Origin of the sequence: Streptomyces sp. NPDC052687 (assembly GCF_040678395.1) — a bacterium.
Lineage (GTDB): Bacteria > Actinomycetota > Actinomycetes > Streptomycetales > Streptomycetaceae > Streptomyces.
In genome coordinates, this window is the sequence record NZ_JBFATR010000080.1 from 1 (window position 1) to 17011 (window position 17011).

The 17011-nt window shown below is 72.0% G+C and carries 13 protein-coding genes and 1 pseudogene; 13 read left to right on the forward strand and 1 reads right to left on the reverse strand.

What is annotated here, in order from left to right; genetic code table 11:
- Positions 1-155 precede the first annotated feature (155 nt).
- Positions 156-581, forward strand: coding sequence for a Rieske 2Fe-2S domain-containing protein (locus AB0K92_RS32555; protein WP_365928882.1), 426 nt, complete (start codon positions 156-158; stop codon positions 579-581).
- A 31-nt stretch (positions 582-612) separates the two neighbouring features.
- Here the strand turns inward: AB0K92_RS32555 and AB0K92_RS32560 are convergent, their stop codons facing one another.
- A complete protein-coding gene (locus AB0K92_RS32560; protein ID WP_365928883.1) occupies positions 613-1566 on the reverse strand; it encodes a hypothetical protein in 954 nt (317 codons plus the stop codon).
- 301 nt (positions 1567-1867) lie between these two features.
- Between AB0K92_RS32560 and uvrC the strand changes: the two genes are divergently transcribed.
- From uvrC to AB0K92_RS32620, 12 genes and pseudogenes are all read left to right on the forward strand, one after another.
- Complete coding sequence (gene uvrC, locus AB0K92_RS32565; RefSeq protein ID WP_365928884.1) at positions 1868-4024, forward strand: excinuclease ABC subunit UvrC; 2157 nt, start codon at positions 1868-1870, stop codon at positions 4022-4024.
- A 227-nt stretch (positions 4025-4251) separates the two neighbouring features.
- The gene (gene rapZ / locus AB0K92_RS32570) at positions 4252-5151 is read left to right on the forward strand and encodes an RNase adapter RapZ (protein WP_365928891.1); all 900 of its coding nucleotides are present in this window, start codon (positions 4252-4254) and stop codon (positions 5149-5151) included.
- Positions 5148-6215 (forward strand): uridine diphosphate-N-acetylglucosamine-binding protein YvcK, encoded by a 1068-nt coding sequence (yvcK, locus tag AB0K92_RS32575; RefSeq protein ID WP_165997436.1) that lies wholly within the window; start codon positions 5148-5150, stop codon positions 6213-6215. The genes rapZ and yvcK overlap by 4 nt, the downstream gene beginning before the upstream one ends.
- A complete protein-coding gene (gene whiA / locus AB0K92_RS32580; protein WP_365928885.1) occupies positions 6206-7195 on the forward strand; it encodes a DNA-binding protein WhiA in 990 nt (329 codons plus the stop codon). The genes yvcK and whiA overlap by 10 nt, the downstream gene beginning before the upstream one ends.
- A gap of 166 nt (positions 7196-7361) precedes the next feature.
- Positions 7362-10316, forward strand: coding sequence for a M14 family zinc carboxypeptidase (locus AB0K92_RS32585; protein WP_365928886.1), 2955 nt, complete (start codon positions 7362-7364; stop codon positions 10314-10316).
- A gap of 206 nt (positions 10317-10522) precedes the next feature.
- Entirely contained in the window at positions 10523-11530 is a 1008-nt protein-coding gene (gap, locus tag AB0K92_RS32590) for a type I glyceraldehyde-3-phosphate dehydrogenase (protein WP_365928887.1), read from the forward strand.
- Positions 11531-11703: 173 nt separating this feature from the next.
- On the forward strand, positions 11704-12915 hold the full coding sequence (locus AB0K92_RS32595) for a phosphoglycerate kinase (RefSeq protein ID WP_365928888.1): 1212 nt from the start codon (positions 11704-11706) through the stop codon (positions 12913-12915).
- 6 nt (positions 12916-12921) lie between these two features.
- Positions 12922-13698: a triose-phosphate isomerase gene (gene tpiA / locus AB0K92_RS32600; protein ID WP_365928889.1), complete on the forward strand. Its 777-nt coding sequence runs from the start codon at positions 12922-12924 to the stop codon at positions 13696-13698.
- A 102-nt stretch (positions 13699-13800) separates the two neighbouring features.
- The gene (gene secG, locus AB0K92_RS32605) at positions 13801-14028 is read left to right on the forward strand and encodes a preprotein translocase subunit SecG (RefSeq protein ID WP_166004764.1); all 228 of its coding nucleotides are present in this window, start codon (positions 13801-13803) and stop codon (positions 14026-14028) included.
- 228 nt (positions 14029-14256) lie between these two features.
- A complete protein-coding gene (locus tag AB0K92_RS32610; RefSeq protein WP_010352468.1) occupies positions 14257-14592 on the forward strand; it encodes an RNA polymerase-binding protein RbpA in 336 nt (111 codons plus the stop codon).
- Positions 14593-14758: 166 nt separating this feature from the next.
- Positions 14759-16042, forward strand: a complete 1284-nt coding sequence (locus AB0K92_RS32615) for an MFS transporter (RefSeq protein ID WP_365928890.1) — start codon at positions 14759-14761, stop codon at positions 16040-16042.
- A 52-nt stretch (positions 16043-16094) separates the two neighbouring features.
- A pseudogene (locus tag AB0K92_RS32620) lies at positions 16095-17011 on the forward strand (glucose-6-phosphate isomerase); the annotation flags it as partial.

Below are 17011 nucleotides of genomic sequence, written 5' to 3' on the forward strand. Positions count from 1 at the left end.
TGCAGATGGCCGTTGTGCGCGTAGTCGACGTGGTCGCCCGCCCGGCCTCGCCCGCCACCCCCGCCCGGCCCCCCCCCCCACCCCCGCCCGGCCCGTCCCGGCGGGCCCCGTTATCGTCGGCATGCCCCCGGACCGGCCCGACCCAGGGAGAAACCATGCCCGCCCGCCCCTCCGCGAGCCGCCGCGCCGTCCTGCGCGGGGCCGCACTCGCCCCCGTGGCCGGGCTCGGCCTCGCCGCCTGCTCCCCGGAGGGCTCCGGCGGCGCCCCGGCTGCTCCCACCGCGCCGGTCGAGCTCGGCGCGGACAGCGAGGTCGCGAAGGGCGCCGCCCGCCTGTACCGCGACCACAACGTGGTGGTCAGCCGGGACGACCAGGGCGCCCTGAAGGCGTACAGCTCGATCTGCACGCACGCGGGGTGCCCCATCACCAAGCTGGAGGGGACCCGGCTGACGTGCTTCTGCCACGGCAGCGAGTTCGACGCCGCCACCGGCGAGGTGCTTCAGCCGCCGGCCACGGTGCCGCTGACCGAGCTGGCCGTCCACAGCGAGGACGGCAGGATCGTGGCGGGCCCGAGGGACTGACGCCCGAGCGGCGGCAGGACCCTCACCCCCCTCACTCCCAGTCCCAGGCGATCCCCACGATCCCCGACCGCACCCGGGGCTCCACGAGGTGCACGGAACGGTGCCGGCCGGTCAGGGCCAGTTCCTGCCGGCCGCTGCGCGGTGCCGCCGCCGAGTGCTGGGTGAACCGGTGGCAGCGCAGCGGCAGGGCACGCTCGTCGAACCGCACCTGGAGCGCGTACTGCCCGCCCGCCGGACCGAACCCGCGCGCGTACTCGCGTGACACCCCCGCGGTGCCGTCCTCGACGCCGTAGCGGAACAGGAAGGTGTCACCGGCCCGCAGCCGGGTGTCGAACAGCAGCTCGGCGACGAGCACCCCGGTGTCCCGGTCCCAGCGCACGCGCCCGGTGCGACAGTTGTCCAGGGGATGCACCGTCATGCGGTCCGGCGCGCACCCCGGGTCGCCGTGGTGCACGGCGACGAAGCGGTCGACCCCGTCCTGGTGGGCGCGCACGATGTGGTGCGACTCGCGCCCCGCCAGCTCGCGGCGCGCCCCGATTCGCACCCGCTCGTGGTGGCCGAGCATGTGCAGCCCGCCGTCGAGCTGGGTGCCCAGCTCGGCCAGCAGCCGGTCCAGCACGTCCGTGGCCTCGACGAGGGACCGGTAGGAGCGGCCGGCGGTCCGCCGCGCGGAGCGCTCGTCACTCTGCGCGAGCAGCCGGATCAGCGACTCGTCGGGCAGCTGGAGTATCTCCTCCAGGGCGCGCACGGCGCGCAGCGACTCCGGGCGCTGCGGCCGGCGGGCGCCCTGCTGCCAGTAGCTCAGGCTGGTGACGCCGACTCTCACGCCGTACCGCGACAGATGGTGCTGCACTCGTTGCAGGGGCAGTCCCCGGGCGGCGATCGCGGCGCGCAGCGCGACGTGGAAGGGGCCGCCTCGCAGGGCCGTGTCCAGGTCCGCGGCGGCGACGTCGGCGGCGTCCGCGTGCTGTGTGACGTGCGGCATGCAGGGGCCTTTCTGTGGCTCACAACGGCTGGTCGGACCGTTCGTGGGATTCCGAGCCGGGGCCACCCCCGCCGGCGTGGAGGGGTCGTCACATCCGTACGCCGTGGTGCACGGCCCCGAGTTCCCCCGCATTGAAGCGTGTTGACCAGGCCCCGACAACACCTGGCGCCCCACCGCGGCGCACTCCTGGCCGAGGTTCGACCCTGTCCGGCACGAGGGCTGTCCGGTACGTCACGTCCGGGCCCCGCGGCCGCCGGGCACGGGCGCCGGAGTGTCAGTCCTCGCCAGTAGGGTGTGAGACATGGCCGACCCCTCCAGCTACCGCCCCAGGCCGGGAGACGTCCCGGACTGCCCGGGGGTGTACAAATTCCGGGACGAGCACCGCCGGGTGATCTACGTCGGAAAGGCGAAGAGCCTGCGCCAGCGCCTGGCGAACTACTTTCAGGACCTGGCGAACCTCCACCCGCGCACCCGCTCCATGGTGACCACGGCCGCGTCCGTGGAGTGGACGGTGGTGTCCACGGAGGTCGAGGCGCTGCAGCTGGAGTACTCCTGGATCAAGGAGTTCGACCCCCGCTTCAACGTCAAGTACCGCGACGACAAGAGCTACCCGTATCTCGCGGTGACGATGAACGAGCAGTTCCCGCGCGTGCAGGTGATGCGCGGCCACAAGAAGAAGGGCGTGCGCTACTTCGGGCCGTACGCGCACGCGTGGGCCATCCGCGACACCGTCGACCTGTTGCTGCGGGTCTTCCCGGTGCGCACCTGCTCGGCCGGCGTCTTCAAGAACGCCGCCCGCACCGACCGCCCCTGCCTGCTGGGCTACATCGGCAAGTGCTCCGCGCCGTGCGTCGGCCGGATCTCCGCCGAGGACCACTGGGACCTGGCGGACGAGTTCTGCGACTTCATGGCCGGCCGCACGGGCACCTACCTGCGCCGTCTGGAGAAGCAGATGACGGAGGCCGCCGAGGAGCTGGAGTACGAGCGGGCGGCCCGGCTGCGCGACGACATCGAGGCCCTGAAGAAGGCCATGGAGAAGAACGCGGTCGTGCTCGCGGACGCGACCGACGCCGACCTCATCGCGGTCGCCGAGGACGAGCTGGAAGCGGCGGTGCAGATCTTCCACGTGCGCGGCGGCCGGGTCCGCGGCCAGCGCGGCTGGGTCACCGACAAGGTCGAGGAGATCACCACCGGCGCCCTGGTCGAGCACGCCCTCCAGCAGCTGTACGGCGAGGAGACCGGCGACGCCGTCCCCCGCGAGGTGCTGGTCCCCGCGCTGCCCGACCCGGTCGACCCCGTGCAGCAGTGGCTCACCGAGCGGCGCGGCTCCGGCGTCTCGCTGCGCATCCCGCAGCGCGGCGACAAGAAGGCCCTCATGGAGACCGTGCAGCGCAACGCCCAGCAGACGCTGATGCTGCACAAGACCAAGCGCGCCTCCGACCTGACCACGCGCTCGCGCGCGCTGGAGGAGATCGCCGACGCCCTCGGCCTGGACAGCGCCCCGCTGCGGATCGAGTGCTACGACATCTCGCACCTGCAGGGCGAGGACGTGGTGGCCTCCATGGTCGTCTTCGAGGACGGCCTCCAGCGCAAGAGCGAGTACCGCCGCTTCCAGATCAAGGGCTTCGCCGGGCAGGACGACGTCCGCTCCATGCACGAGGTGATCACCCGCCGCTTCCGCCGCTATCTGGCCGAGAAGGAGAGGACGGGCGAGTGGGCCGAGGACGGCGCGGGCGGCACCGACGCGGAACCCGCCCGCACCATACCGGGCACCCGCACCACGCCGGGCACCCTCACCGGGACCGGCACCCCCGCGCAGACCGACGTCCTCGACGGCCCCGGCGCCCTCACCGAGGACGACGGCCGTCCCAAGCGCTTCGCCTACCCGCCCCAGCTCGTCGTGGTCGACGGCGGCAAGCCGCAGGTCGCGGCGGCCCAGCGGGCTCTGGACGAGCTGGGCATCGACGACATCGCCGTCTGCGGCCTCGCCAAGCGCCTGGAGGAGGTCTGGCTGCCCGGCGAGGACGACCCGGTGGTCCTGCCCCGCACCAGCGAGGGCCTGTATCTGCTCCAGCGCGTCCGCGACGAGGCCCATCGCTTCGCGATCACCTACCAGCGCAGCAAGCGCGCCAAGCGCATCCGCTCCAGCCCGCTGGACGACGTCCCCGGCCTCGGCGCGACACGCAAGCAGGCACTGATCAAGCACTTCGGTTCGGTGAAGAAGCTGCGATCCGCGACAATTGACCAGATCTGCGAGGTTCCAGGCATAGGCCGCAAGACGGCCGAGACGATCGCCGCGGCCCTGGCCCAGGCGGCTCCGGCCGCGCCCGCCGTCAACACGGCGACGGGAGAGATCATGGATGACGTGGAAGACGGGGCACCCGAGACGACGGCGGATGCCCCAGGGGAGCCCGTGCCCACGGGCGCCCCGGACGAGCGACGGGGGCAGGAGACATGACCGAGCACGAGACCCACCCCACAGCGGGGCCCGAACGCGCGACCGGCGAGCCGGACGCCCAGGCCCCCGCGCAGGAAACCCCCGGGGCGGCCGGCGCGGACCGGCCCCACCCGCAATCCCAGAGCAACGGAGTCCAGAGCAACGGAGTCCAGGGCAACGGAGCCCAGGCCGCCGGAGCGCAGAACACCGCGGCCCACGGCACCGCGGCCCACGGCAACGGACCCCAGATGGCCAACGGCACGGAGGCCACCGGCGTCCCCGAGGCGGCCATCCCCGAGCTGGTGATCATCTCCGGCATGTCCGGCGCCGGGCGCTCCACGGCCGCGAAGTGCCTGGAGGACCTCGGCTGGTTCGTCGTCGACAACCTGCCGCCCGCCCTGATCCCCACCATGGTGGAGCTGGGCGCCCGCTCGCAGGGCAACGTGGCGCGGATCGCGGTCGTCGTCGACGTGCGCGGCCGGCGCTTCTTCGACAATCTGCGCGAATCCCTGGCCGACCTCGACACGCGCGGCGTCACCCGGCGGATCGTCTTCCTGGAGTCCTCCGACGAGGCGCTGGTGCGCCGCTTCGAGTCGGTGCGCCGCCCGCACCCGCTCCAGGGCGACGGCCGGATCGTCGACGGCATCGCCGCCGAGCGCGAGCTGCTGCGCGAGCTGCGCGGCGACGCCGACCTGGTGATCGACACCTCCAGCCTCAACGTGCACGAGCTGCGCGCCAAGATGGACGCCCAGTTCGCCGGCGAGGAGGAGCCCGAGCTGCGGGCCACCGTGATGTCCTTCGGGTACAAGTACGGCCTGCCCGTGGACGCCGACCTCGTCGTCGACTGCCGCTTCCTGCCCAACCCGCACTGGGTCCCGGAGCTGCGCCCGTTCACCGGCCTGAACGAGGAGGTGTCGGGCTACGTCTTCAACCAGCCCGGCGCCAAGGAGTTCCTGGACCGGTACGCGGAACTGCTCCAGCTGATCGCGGCCGGCTACCGCCGCGAGGGCAAGCGCTATGTGACCATCGCGGTCGGCTGTACCGGCGGCAAGCACCGCTCGGTGGCCATGTCGGAGAGGCTGGCCGCGCGGCTCGCGGCCGAGGGCGTGGAGACGGTGGTCGTGCACCGGGACATGGGACGCGAATGACCGGACGTACTCCGCGGCTGAGCAGGCTGCGCCGGGCGCTCCCCGAGGGGCGCGGCGGCCGGTCCGCCGAGCCCCGCGGCGGCCGGGCGCGCCGGCGGGCCGCCCAGCCCAAGGTGGTCGCCCTCGGCGGCGGCATGGGCCTGTCCGCCTCGCTCGCCGCGCTGCGCCGCATCACCGGCGACCTCACCGCCGTGGTCACCGTCGCCGACGACGGCGGCTCCAGCGGACGGCTGCGCGACGAGCTGGGCGTGCTGCCGCCCGGCGACCTGCGCAAGGCGCTGGCCGCGCTGTGCGGCGACGACGACTGGGGCCAGACCTGGGCCCGGGTCATCCAGCACCGCTTCCAGTCCGGCGGCGAGATGCACGGCCACGCGGTCGGCAACCTGCTGATCGTCGCCCTGTGGGAACAGCTCGGCGACCACGTCCAGGCGCTGGACCTGGTCGGCAGGCTGCTCGGCGCGCAGGGCCGGGTGCTGCCCATGTCCGCCGTGCCGCTGGAGCTGCAGGCCCTGGTCAAGGGCCACGACCCGGACCGGCCCGAGGACGTCGACACCGTCCGCGGCCAGGCCACGGTCGCCCTCACCCCCGGCGAGGTGCAGTCCGTGCACCTCGTCCCGCACGACCCGCCCGCCGTCCCGGAGGCCGTCGAGGCCGTGCGGGACGCGGACTGGGTGGTGCTCGGCCCCGGCTCCTGGTTCTCCTCGGTCATCCCGCATCTGCTCGTGCCCGAGCTGCTGGACGCCCTCACCGAGACCAAGGCGCGCCGGGTGCTCTCCCTGAACCTCGCTCCGCAGCCCGGGGAAACCGACGGCTTCTCCCCGCAGCGTCATTTGGAGGTTTTGGGACGACACGCCCCTAAACTCGCCCTGGACGTGGTGCTGGCCGACGAGGCCGCCGTGCCCGACCGCGACTCGCTGACCGACGCCGCCAAGCGTTTCGGGGCCGCGGTCGAGCTGGCGCCGGTGGCCCGGAGGGACGGAACTCCGCGGCACGATCCCGAGCTGCTGGCCGCCGCGTACGACCGTATTTTTCGGATGCATGGAAGGATCGGCCCATGGCGATGACGGCAGCGGTGAAGGACGAGATCTCCCGGCTCCCCGTCACCCGGACCTGCTGCAGGAAGGCGGAGGTCTCCGCCCTTCTGCGGTTCGCCGGCGGCCTCCATCTGGTGAGCGGGCGCATCGTGATCGAGGCGGAGCTGGACACCGCGATGGCGGCCCGCCGGCTCAAGCGGGACATCCTGGAGATCTTCGGGCACGGCTCGGAGCTGATCGTGATGGCCCCCGGCGGGCTGCGGCGCGGCTCGCGGTACGTGGTGCGGGTGGTCGCGGGCGGTGACCAGCTGGCCCGGCAGACCGGGCTGGTGGACGGCCGGGGCCGCCCGATCCGCGGGCTTCCCCCGCAGGTGGTCTCGGGGGCCACCTGCGACGCGGAGGCGGCTTGGCGGGGCGCCTTCCTGGCGCACGGCTCGCTCACCGAGCCCGGCCGCTCCTCCTCCCTGGAGGTGACCTGCCCGGGCCCGGAGGCGGCGCTCGCGCTCGTCGGCGCCGCGCGCCGGCTGTCCATCGCGGCCAAGGCCCGCGAGGTGCGCGGCGTGGACCGCGTGGTGGTCCGCGACGGCGACGCGATCGGCGCCCTGCTCACCCGGCTCGGCGCCCATGAGTCGGTGCTGGCCTGGGAGGAGCGCCGGATGCGCCGGGAGGTGCGGGCCACCGCCAACCGCCTGGCCAACTTCGACGACGCCAACCTGCGCCGCTCCGCGCGCGCGGCCGTCGCCGCCGGTGCCCGCGTCCAGCGCGCGCTGGAGATCCTCGGCGACGACGTCCCCGAGCACCTGGCGGCCGCCGGCCGGCTGCGCATGGAGCACAAGCAGGCCTCCCTGGAGGAGCTGGGCGCGCTCGCCGACCCGCCGCTCACCAAGGACGCCGTGGCGGGCCGCATCCGCCGGCTGCTGGCGATGGCCGACAAGCGCGCCGCCGACCTGGGCATCCCGGGCACGGAGGCCAACCTCACCGAGGAGCTGGCCGACAACCTCGCGGGCTGACACACCGTCAACCCCGGTCCGCGCGCCGGTGCCGACGTCCGAACGGGCGTCGGCACCGGCGTGTTCACGTCCGCGTCCCCTGCCGAAGACACCCTTGACTCGATCATGATCTGTCATGAGCCTGGCACCTATTCGTCGCCGTGACGAACCACCAGCAGGGGGGTTCATGAGACGCAGAGCGAGATCGATCCTCGCCATCGGCACGCTCCTGATCGGCGGAGCGAGCATCGCACCCATCGCCCAGGCACAGCACGGCACTTCCTCGCAGCCCGACGCCGAGGAAGTCAAGGTCTTCCGTGCCGAGGTCACCCGGCAGCAGATCCCGCTGCTCCTCGCGGCCGGGCAGGACGCCCACGAACTCGGCGAGCAGGCCCCCGACCGGGGCACCGCCTCCGTCGAGGTCTACCTCACCGACAAGCAGGCCGCGCAGCTGGAGAAGAAGGGCGTCGACCTGCGCGAACACACGCTCTCCGCCAGGGCGCGCGCCCGCGTGGACGCCGCCGGGGACGGCGTCTACCGCCCGTACAGCGGACCGGGCGGCCTCAAGGAGGAGATCCTGAAGGCCGGCCGGGACCACCCCGGCCTGACCAAGGTGGTCTCCATCGGCAAGACCCTCAAGGGGCAGGACATCCTCGCCCTGAAGCTCACCAGGAACGCGAAGAAGACCAAGGACGGCGCCAGGCCCTCCGTGCTGTACCTGTCCAACCAGCACGCCCGCGAGTGGATCACGCCGGAGATGACCCGCCGGCTGATGCACCACTACCTGGACAACTACCGCACCGACAAACGCATCAAGAGGATCGTCGACACCACCGAACTGTGGTTCGTCATCTCCGCCAACCCCGACGGCTACGACTTCACCCACGCCGCCGGGGGCGACCGCCAGTGGCGCAAGAACCTGCGCGACAACAACGGCGACGGCGCCATCACCATCGGCGACGGCGTCGACCTCAACCGCAACTTCGCCTACAAGTGGGGCTACGACGACGAGGGTTCCTCCCCCTACCCCACCAGCCAGACCTACCGCGGCCCCGGCCCGAACTCCGAGCCCGAGACCAAGGCCCTCGACGCCCTCCAGAAGCGCATCGGCTTCGAGTACGGCATCAACTACCACTCCGCCGCCGAGCTGATCCTCTACGGCGTCGGCTGGCAGGTCGCCACCGACACCCCCGACGACGTCCTCTACAAGGCGCTCGCCGGCACCCCCGAGAAGCCGGCGATCCCGGGCTACCACCCGCAGGTCTCCTCCGAGCTGTACACCACCAACGGCGAGGCGGACGGCCACGCCGCCAACGTCAACGGCACGGCGATGTTCACCCCCGAGATGTCGACCTGCCAGACGGCGTCGAACGTGGACCCGGCCGACGCCTGGAAGCCCGAGGACTGCGCGTCGATCTTCACCTTCCCGGACGACGAGAAGCTGATCCGGCAGGAGTTCGAGAAGAACATCCCCTTCGCGCTCTCCGTCGCCGAGTCCGCGGCCCGCCCCGACCGGCCGAAGTCCGCGGTCGGCATGACCGCCCCCGACTTCACCCCGGCCGCGTTCACCACCTCCTACTCGCGCGGCGCCGACCAGGAGGTCTCCGTCGTCGTCCGCAAGTCGGTGCGGGACAAGGAGCTGAGGTACCGCGTCAACGGCGGCCGCGTCCACGACATGGCCCTGCGCCCCTGGAAGGGCGGCGAGACCTACGGCGGCGAGGACAACCTGTACTTCGACGAGTACCGCGCGAAGGTCGCCGACGGCGCGCCCGGCGACAAGGTCGAGGTCTGGTTCACCGGCGAGACCCGCTCCGGCAGGCCCACCGAGAGCGAGCACTTCACCTACACCGTCGCCGAACGCTCCCGCGCGGACGTCCTCGTCGTCGCCGAGGAGGGACAGCCCGCCACAAACGCCCGGGCCTACGTCGACGCGCTGAGGGCCAACGGCGAGAAGGCCGTCGTCTGGGACGTGGCGAAGCAGGGCGCGCCCGACGCGCTCGGCGTCCTCGGCCACTTCGAGAAGGTCGTCCACTACACGGGCGCCGTGCGCCCCGGCAACGCCACCCAGCTGGAGCTGCGCGCCTACCTCAACGAGGGCGGCAAGCTGATCGAGGCGGGCGAGACGGCCGGCGGCTCCGTCGACCTCGGCGGCGGCACCCTGTCGAACGACTTCAGCCAGTACTACCTGGGCGCGTACAGCCGTACGAGCCTGCCGAAGGCCACCGGCTTCGAGGGCACCGGCGCGCTCGCGGACCTCACGGCACCGCTCGGCGACGCCCCCGGCAACCCGCTGAACGCGGCCGGCTCCTTCGGCGTCACCTCCGACACGCTTCCCCCGCGGACGTTTCCGCAGTTCGAGAGCGAGGGCGCGGGCCGGTACCCGGGCACGGTGAACCCGTACGGCCCGTACGAGGGCTCCTCGATGGCCGCGGTCACGCACTCCGACTACGCCTGGAACCGCCTCACCCGCACCGTTGACCTCACCGGTGTCAGCGCCGCCGACAAGCCCACGCTGCGCACCCGCCTGCTGTGGGACACCGAGCAGGGCTACGACCACGCGGTGCTGGAGGCCCGGACCGCCGGCGGGGACGACTGGACCACCCTCCCGGAGGCCGGCGGCGCCACGTCCACCGCGGTGCCCGCCGAGTGCGAGGCCGGGTACCTCGTCCAGGCGCACCCCGCGCTCAAGCGGTACCTGACACCCGGCGACGGCGGGTGCGCGCCCACCGGCACCAGCGGGTCCTGGCAGAGCCTCACCGGCGCCTCGGCCGGCTGGCAGGAGGTCTCCTTCGACCTCTCGGCGTACGCCGGGAAGACGGTCGAGCTGTCCCTGAGCTACATCACCGACCCCGGCACCGGCGGCCACGGCGTCCTCGCCGACAACGCTACCGTCGTCATCGGCGGCACGGCGGGCCCGGTGGACGGCTTCGAGACGTCGCTGGGAGCCTGGAGCACCCCCGGTCCGCCCGCCGGAAGCCCCGCGGTCGTGAAGGACTGGGGCCTTTCCGGGGAACTGTTCCAGACGTACGGCGCGGTCACCACGGACGACACCGTGCTGCTGGGCTTCGGCCTGGAGCACGTCACCGCGGCGGCCGACCGTATCCGGCTGCTGGGCCGCGCGCTCGCCGCGCTGGACGACTGAAAACAGGCGGGCGCACCTGAGCGCGACGCGCCACAGTTGAGCCGGTCCGTACCCCTACTGGCGGGTACGGGCCGGCGTGCCGTGTATGGGCCGTCTCGATGTCACTCCGGAGGCTCCGGGGAGGTAGGGTCGGAGGCGGTCGGGGACATCCCAAATAGAGCTCGCCGGCGACAACGGAGCCGGCGTACCAACGAGGAGATCGGTTCGTGACGATCCGCGTAGGCATCAACGGCTTTGGCCGCATCGGTCGTAACTACTTCCGCGCGCTGCTGGAGCAGGGTGCAGACATCGAGATCGTGGCTGTCAACGACCTGGGTGACACCGCGACCACCGCCCACCTGCTGAAGTACGACACCATCCTGGGCCGCCTCAAGCAGGAGGTGTCGCACACCGAGGACACCATCACCGTCGGCGACAAGACGATCAAGGTCCTGTCGGAGCGCAACCCCGCCGACATCCCGTGGGGCGACCTGGGCGTCGACATTGTCATCGAGTCGACCGGCATCTTCACCAAGAAGGAAGACGCCGAGAAGCACATCGCCGGTGGCGCCAAGAAGGTCATCATCTCCGCTCCGGCGAAGAACGAGGACGTCACCATCGTCATGGGCGTCAACCACGACACCTACGACGCGGCGAACCACCACGTCATCTCCAACGCCTCCTGCACCACCAACTGTGTGGCGCCGATGGCGAAGGTCCTCGACGAGAACTTCGGCATCGTCAAGGGCCTGATGACGACGGTCCACGCGTACACGAACGACCAGCGCATCCTGGACTTCCCGCACAAGGACCTGCGCCGCGCGCGTGCCGCCGCCGAGAACATCATCCCCACCACCACGGGTGCCGCCAAGGCCACCGCGCTGGTCCTGCCGCAGCTCAAGGGCAAGCTGGACGGCATGGCCATGCGCGTCCCGGTCCCGACCGGCTCGGTCACCGACCTCGTCGTCGAGCTGTCCCGCGAGGTCACCAAGGAAGAGGTCAACGCCGCCTTCCAGAAGGCCGCCGAGGGCGAGCTGAAGGGCATCCTCGAGTACACCGAGGACGCGATCGTCTCCTCCGACATCGTCAACGCCCCGGCGTCCTGCACCTTCGACTCCTCCCTGACCATGGTCCAGGAGGGCAAGAACGTGAAGGTCATCGGCTGGTACGACAACGAGTGGGGCTACTCCAACCGCCTCGTCGACCTGACGGTCTTCGTCGGCAACCAGCTCTGACCGGCTGAAGCAGGCACCTTGACGTGAGCACAGGGCTCGGGCCAGGCGCGAGGACGCGCGGCCCGGGCCCTGACGCACGTCACGGCCGGCCGCCCTCTCTAGGATCAGGCCTGGTCATCGGTCACGAGCCATCCGGTCACGAGCAGAACGAGCCTCCTCAGGAGTCCCCTGACATGAAGACGATCGACGAACTCCTCGCCGACGGGGTCGCGGGCAAGCGGGTCTTCGTCCGCGCCGACCTCAACGTGCCGCTGGACGGCACCACCATCACCGACGACGGCCGTATCCGCGCGGTGCTGCCCACCGTCAAGGCCCTCGCCGAGGCGGGCGCCCGCGTGGTCGTCGCCTCGCACCTCGGCCGCCCCAAGGGTGCCCCGGACCCCGCCTTCTCGCTGGCCCCGGCCGCCGCCCGGCTCGGGGAACTCCTCGGCGCGGACGTCGCCTTCGCCACCGACACCGTCGGCGAGTCCGCCCGGGGCGTCGTCGCGGGCCTCGCCGACGGCCAGGTCGCCGTCATCGAGAACCTGCGCTTCAACGCGGGCGAGACGGCCAAGGACGACGCCGAGCGCGCCGCCTTCGCCGACCAGCTCGCCGCCCTCGCCGACGTCTACGTGGGCGACGGGTTCGGCGCCGTGCACCGCAAGCACGCCTCGGTGTTCGACCTGCCGAAGAAGCTCCCGCACTACGCCGGGTACCTCATCGCCACCGAGGTCGGCGTCCTGAAGAAGCTCACCGAGGACGTCCAGCGCCCGTACGTCGTCGCCCTCGGCGGCGCCAAGGTCTCCGACAAGCTCGCCGTCATCGACCAGCTCCTCGGCAAGGCCGACCGCCTCCTCATCGGCGGCGGCATGGCCTACACCTTCCTCAAGGCCAAGGGCCACGAGGTCGGCATCTCCCTCCTCCAGGAGGACCAGATCCCGGCCGTGAAGGAGTACATGGAGCGCGCCGAGAAGAACGGCGTCGAGCTGGTCCTGCCGGTCGACGTGCTGGTCTCGTCCGAGTTCCCGGACCTGAAGACCAAGGCCCCGGCCAACCCCACCACCGTCGCCGCGGACGCCATCCCCGCCGACCAGGAGGGCCTGGACATCGGTCCGGAGACCCGCAAGCTCTACGCCTCGAAGCTCGCCGACGCGGCCACCGTCTTCTGGAACGGCCCCATGGGCGTCTTCGAGCACCCCGACTACGCCGAGGGCACCAAGGCGGTCGCCCAGGCCCTCGTCGACGCCCCGGGCTTCACCGTGGTCGGCGGCGGCGACTCCGCCGCGGCCGTCCGCACCCTGGGCTTCGACGAGAACGCATTCGGCCACATCTCGACCGGCGGCGGCGCCTCCCTCGAATACCTCGAGGGCAAGACGCTCCCCGGCCTCGCCGCACTGGAGGACTGACCCCGCATGACCACTCGCACGCCGCTGATGGCGGGCAACTGGAAGATGAACCTCAACCACCTCGAGGCCATCGCGCACGTCCAGAAGCTCGCCTTCGCCCTCGCGGACAAGGACTACGAGGCCGTCGAGGTCGCCGTCCTGCCGCCCTTCACCGACCTGCGCTCCGTGCAGACCCTGGTCGACGGCGACAAGCTGAAGATCAAGTACGGCGCCCAGGACATCTCGGCGCACGACTCCGGCGCCTACACCGGCGAGATCTCCGGCCCGATGCTGGCCAAGCTGAAGTGCACCTACGTGGCGGTCGGCCACTCCGAGCGCCGGCAGTACCACGGCGAGACCGACGAGATCGTCAACGCCAAGGTCAAGGCCGCCTTCAAGCACGGCCTCACGCCGATCATGTGCGTCGGCGAGGAGCTGGACGTCCGCGAGGCGGGCAACGCCGTCCCGCACACCCTGGCCCAGGTCGAGGGCGGTCTGAAGGACGTCCCGGCCGATCAGGCCGAGACCATCGTGATCGCCTACGAGCCGGTGTGGGCCATCGGCACCGGCAAGGTCTGCGGCGCCGAGGACGCCCAGGAGGTCTGCGCCGCCATCCGCGGCAAGATCGCCGAGCTGTACTCGCAGGACGTGGCCGACAAGGTCCGCGTCCAGTACGGCGGCTCCGTCAAGTCCGGCAACGTCGCCGAGATCATGGCGCAGGCCGACATCGACGGCGCGCTGGTCGGCGGCGCCTCGCTCGACGCCGACGAGTTCGTCAAGATCGTGCGCTTCCGCGACCAGTGAGTATGCGGTAGCGGCGTTCCGTCGTACCCTTGCGGGGGCCGGCAGTAGTCTGTCGGCCCCCGTCGTCCATCCGAAGCCGAGGAAGTTGGTCCAGCCGTGGTTATGGGGTTCTCGATCGCCCTGATCGTCTTCAGCCTGCTGCTGATGCTGCTGGTGCTGATGCACAAGGGGAAGGGCGGCGGCCTCTCCGACATGTTCGGTGGCGGCATGCAGTCCACCGTCGGCGGCTCCTCGGTCGCCGAGCGCAACCTCGACCGCATCACCGTCGTGGTCGGTCTGCTCTGGTTCGCCTGCATCGTCGTGCTCGGCATCCTGATGAAGGTCGGCTGACCTTCGCCGACCGGTCGGCACCGTCCCGCGGGTCAGCACGATTTCGCACGTAACGCCCCATGTACGGTACGCGCCTTCGCGCGCGGCCTATCATGGGGCGTGCGTCTTTGTGTGGGGTCTGTAACTCCCATCACTGGACGCGCGTTGGGCCTTACGTAGACTGGGGCGCTCGCAGCGAAGCGAAACGCCGACGCGCTTCGCGGCACCATCACGCAGGGAGTTACGACCGTGGCAAGTGGCAACGCGATCCGAGGAAGCCGGGTCGGGGCGGGGCCGATGGGCGAGGCCGAGCGCGGCGAGTCCGCGCCGCGTCTGCGCATCTCCTTCTGGTGCTCCAACGGGCACGAGACGCAGCCGAGCTTCGCCAGTGACGCGCAGGTTCCCGACACCTGGGACTGCCCGCGCTGCGGCTTCCCCGCCGGACAGGACCGGGACAACCCGCCGGCCCCGCCGCGCACCGAGCCCTACAAGACGCACCTCGCGTACGTCCGGGAGCGGCGCAGCGACGCGGACGGCGAGGCCATCCTCGCCGAGGCGCTCGCCAAACTGCGGGGCGAGATCTAGGACATGACGACCGGCCGGGTACCGAGAGGTGCCTGGCCGGAGCTGTTTTTCCCGGCCGGGCCGCGAAGCCCGCCGCCGGGGCGGCGTGGCCGCGCGGCCGCTCGCGGACCGATTGTCAGTGCCGCCCTCTACGGTTGGCTCATCGGGCGAATCGTGAGGGGGAGTCGTGGCGACGGCTGAGACGGTCGGTGTGCGTGCGCCCGCCTGGCGCGGGGGGTTCGGGCGGCTGTGGAGCGCCGCCGTGCTCTCCTCCTTCGGGGACTCCCTGCGCACGGCCGCCCTGCCGCTGCTCGCCGTGACACTGACGGACCGGCCGCTGCTGGTCGCCTCGGTGACCGCCTGCGGCTATCTGCCCTGGCTGGTCTTCGGACTGCTCGGCGGGGCCGTCGCCGACCGTGTGGACCAGCGGCGCGCGATGTGGACGGTGGACGTGGTCCGCGGGCTGCTGGTCGCCGCGTTCGCGGTCGCCGTCGCCCTCGGGCACGCCTCGATCGCCCTGCTGATCGCGCTGGCCGTCGCCCTCACCACCCTCCAGACCCTCTTCGACAACGCCGCCACGGCCCTGCTGCCCGCCCTGGTCGACCCGGCGGCGCTCGGCGGCGCGAACGCGCGCCTGATGACCGGCCAGCGCGTCGCGGGCGGCCTGTTCGGCGCGCCCGCCGCGCCGCTGCTGCTGACGGCCGGGGCCGCCGTGCCGTTCGCGGCCGACGCCGCGACCTTCCTGGTCGCGGCCGCCCTGGTGGCCTCGCTGCGCACCACCGCGCCCGAGCGCGGACCCCGCCCCGCGGGCAGCACCCTGCGCCGGGAGATCGCGGACGGACTGCGCGCCCTGTGGCACGACCGCGTGCTGCGGGGACTGTGCGCCGCCACGACCCTGTGCAACATCGGCATGGGCGCCCTCATCGCCACCCTGGTGGTCCTCGTGACCGGCCGGCTGGACGCGGGCACCGCGGGATACGCGGCGGCGGCCACCGCGTACGCCGCCGGCAACCTCGCCGGGGCGGCGGTCAACGGCCGGCTCGTCGCCCGCACGGGACGCCTGAGAGCGGTGCTGCTCGCCGGGACCGCGCAGATCGGCGCGCTCGTCGTGATCGGCTCGGTGCGCAGCCTGGCCGCCGTGGTCGCCGCCATGGCCGTCTTCGGCTGCATGGGCATGGTGTGGAACGTCAACACCACGACACTGATGCAGCAGCGCAGCCCCGCCGGGATGCTCGGCAGGGTCGGCTCGGCCTTCCGCACCCTCGCCGTCGCCGGGGCGCCGCTGGGCGCACTGCTCGGCGGAGCCGTCGCCACCGCCTGGGGGCTCCACACCCCCGCGCTGCTCGCCGCCGCCTTCTTCGCCCTCTCCGTCGCCGCGCTGATACCGGTGCGCGCGGCGGACGTACCCGTTGCCGCGCCGGACGACGCCGCGCCGGACGGCGCCGCGACGGCGGCTCACGCCCCGCGCTGATCAATTAGGTTGGAACGGCTGGAACAGGCACGACAGAAGGCTGACGTCGGACATGAACGCGAAGGGCCGTACCAGGCTCAACCAGACGCCCGAGTGGACCGCTCTGGCCAGGCACCGCGAGGAGCTCGGCGAGGTGCGGCTGCGTGAGCTGTTCGCCGCCGACCCCGGGCGCGGCAGCGGATACACGCTCCAGGTCGGTGACCTGCACATCGACTACTCCAAGCACCTGATCACCGACGAGACCCTGCGGCTGCTGCGCGAACTGGCCGCCGCCACCGATGTGTTCGGGCTGCGGGACGCGATGTTCCGCGGCGAGAAGATCAACACGACGGAGCGGCGGGCGGTGCTGCACACCGCGCTGCGCGCGCCGCGCGACGCGGTGATCGAGGTCGACGGCGAGAACGTCGTGCCCGGTGTGCACGCGGTGCTCGACAGGATGGCCGCGTTCGCCGAGCGGGTCCGCTCGGGTGAGTGGACGGGTCACACGGGCAAGCGGATCCGCAACGTCGTCAACATCGGCATCGGCGGCTCCGACCTCGGACCGGCGATGGCGTACGAGGTGCTGCGCAGCTACACGGCGCGCGATCTGACGGTCCGTTTCGTCTCCAACGTGGACGGTGCCGACCTGCACGAGGCGATCCGTGACCTGGACGCGGCCGAGACACTGTTCATCGTCGCGTCGAAGACCTTCACCACCATCGAGACGGTCACCAACGCCACCTCGGCCCGCAACTGGCTGCTGCGCGAGCTGGACGCCGGGCAGGAGGCGGTGGCGAAGCACTTCGTGGCGCTGTCCACGAACGCCGAGCGGGTCGCGGAGTTCGGCATCGACACGGCGAACATGTTCGAGTTCTGGGACTGGGTCGGCGGCCGCTACTCCTTCGACTCGGCGATCGGTCTGTCGCTGATGATCGCCATCGGCCCGGACCGCTTCCGGGAGATGCTGGACGGCTTCCGCACGGTCGACGA

What these genes read in the sequence shown, in the direction of transcription:
- AB0K92_RS32595 (WP_365928888.1), top strand. Translation starts at nt 11,704, where the DNA reads ATGAAGACGATCGACGAACTCCTCGCCGACGGGGTCGCGGGCAAGCGG.
- rapZ (WP_365928891.1), top strand. Translation starts at nt 4,252, where the DNA reads ATGGCCAACGGCACGGAGGCCACCGGCGTCCCCGAGGCGGCCATCCCC.
- yvcK (WP_165997436.1), top strand. Translation starts at nt 5,148, where the DNA reads ATGACCGGACGTACTCCGCGGCTGAGCAGGCTGCGCCGGGCGCTCCCC.
- secG (WP_166004764.1), top strand. Translation starts at nt 13,801, where the DNA reads ATGGGGTTCTCGATCGCCCTGATCGTCTTCAGCCTGCTGCTGATGCTG.
- AB0K92_RS32555 (WP_365928882.1), top strand. Translation starts at nt 156, where the DNA reads ATGCCCGCCCGCCCCTCCGCGAGCCGCCGCGCCGTCCTGCGCGGGGCC.
- uvrC (WP_365928884.1), top strand. Translation starts at nt 1,868, where the DNA reads ATGGCCGACCCCTCCAGCTACCGCCCCAGGCCGGGAGACGTCCCGGAC.
- AB0K92_RS32560 (WP_365928883.1), bottom strand. Translation starts at nt 1,566, where the DNA reads ATGCCGCACGTCACACAGCACGCGGACGCCGCCGACGTCGCCGCCGCG.
- tpiA (WP_365928889.1), top strand. Translation starts at nt 12,922, where the DNA reads ATGACCACTCGCACGCCGCTGATGGCGGGCAACTGGAAGATGAACCTC.
- AB0K92_RS32585 (WP_365928886.1), top strand. Translation starts at nt 7,362, where the DNA reads ATGAGACGCAGAGCGAGATCGATCCTCGCCATCGGCACGCTCCTGATC.
- whiA (WP_365928885.1), top strand. Translation starts at nt 6,206, where the DNA reads ATGGCGATGACGGCAGCGGTGAAGGACGAGATCTCCCGGCTCCCCGTC.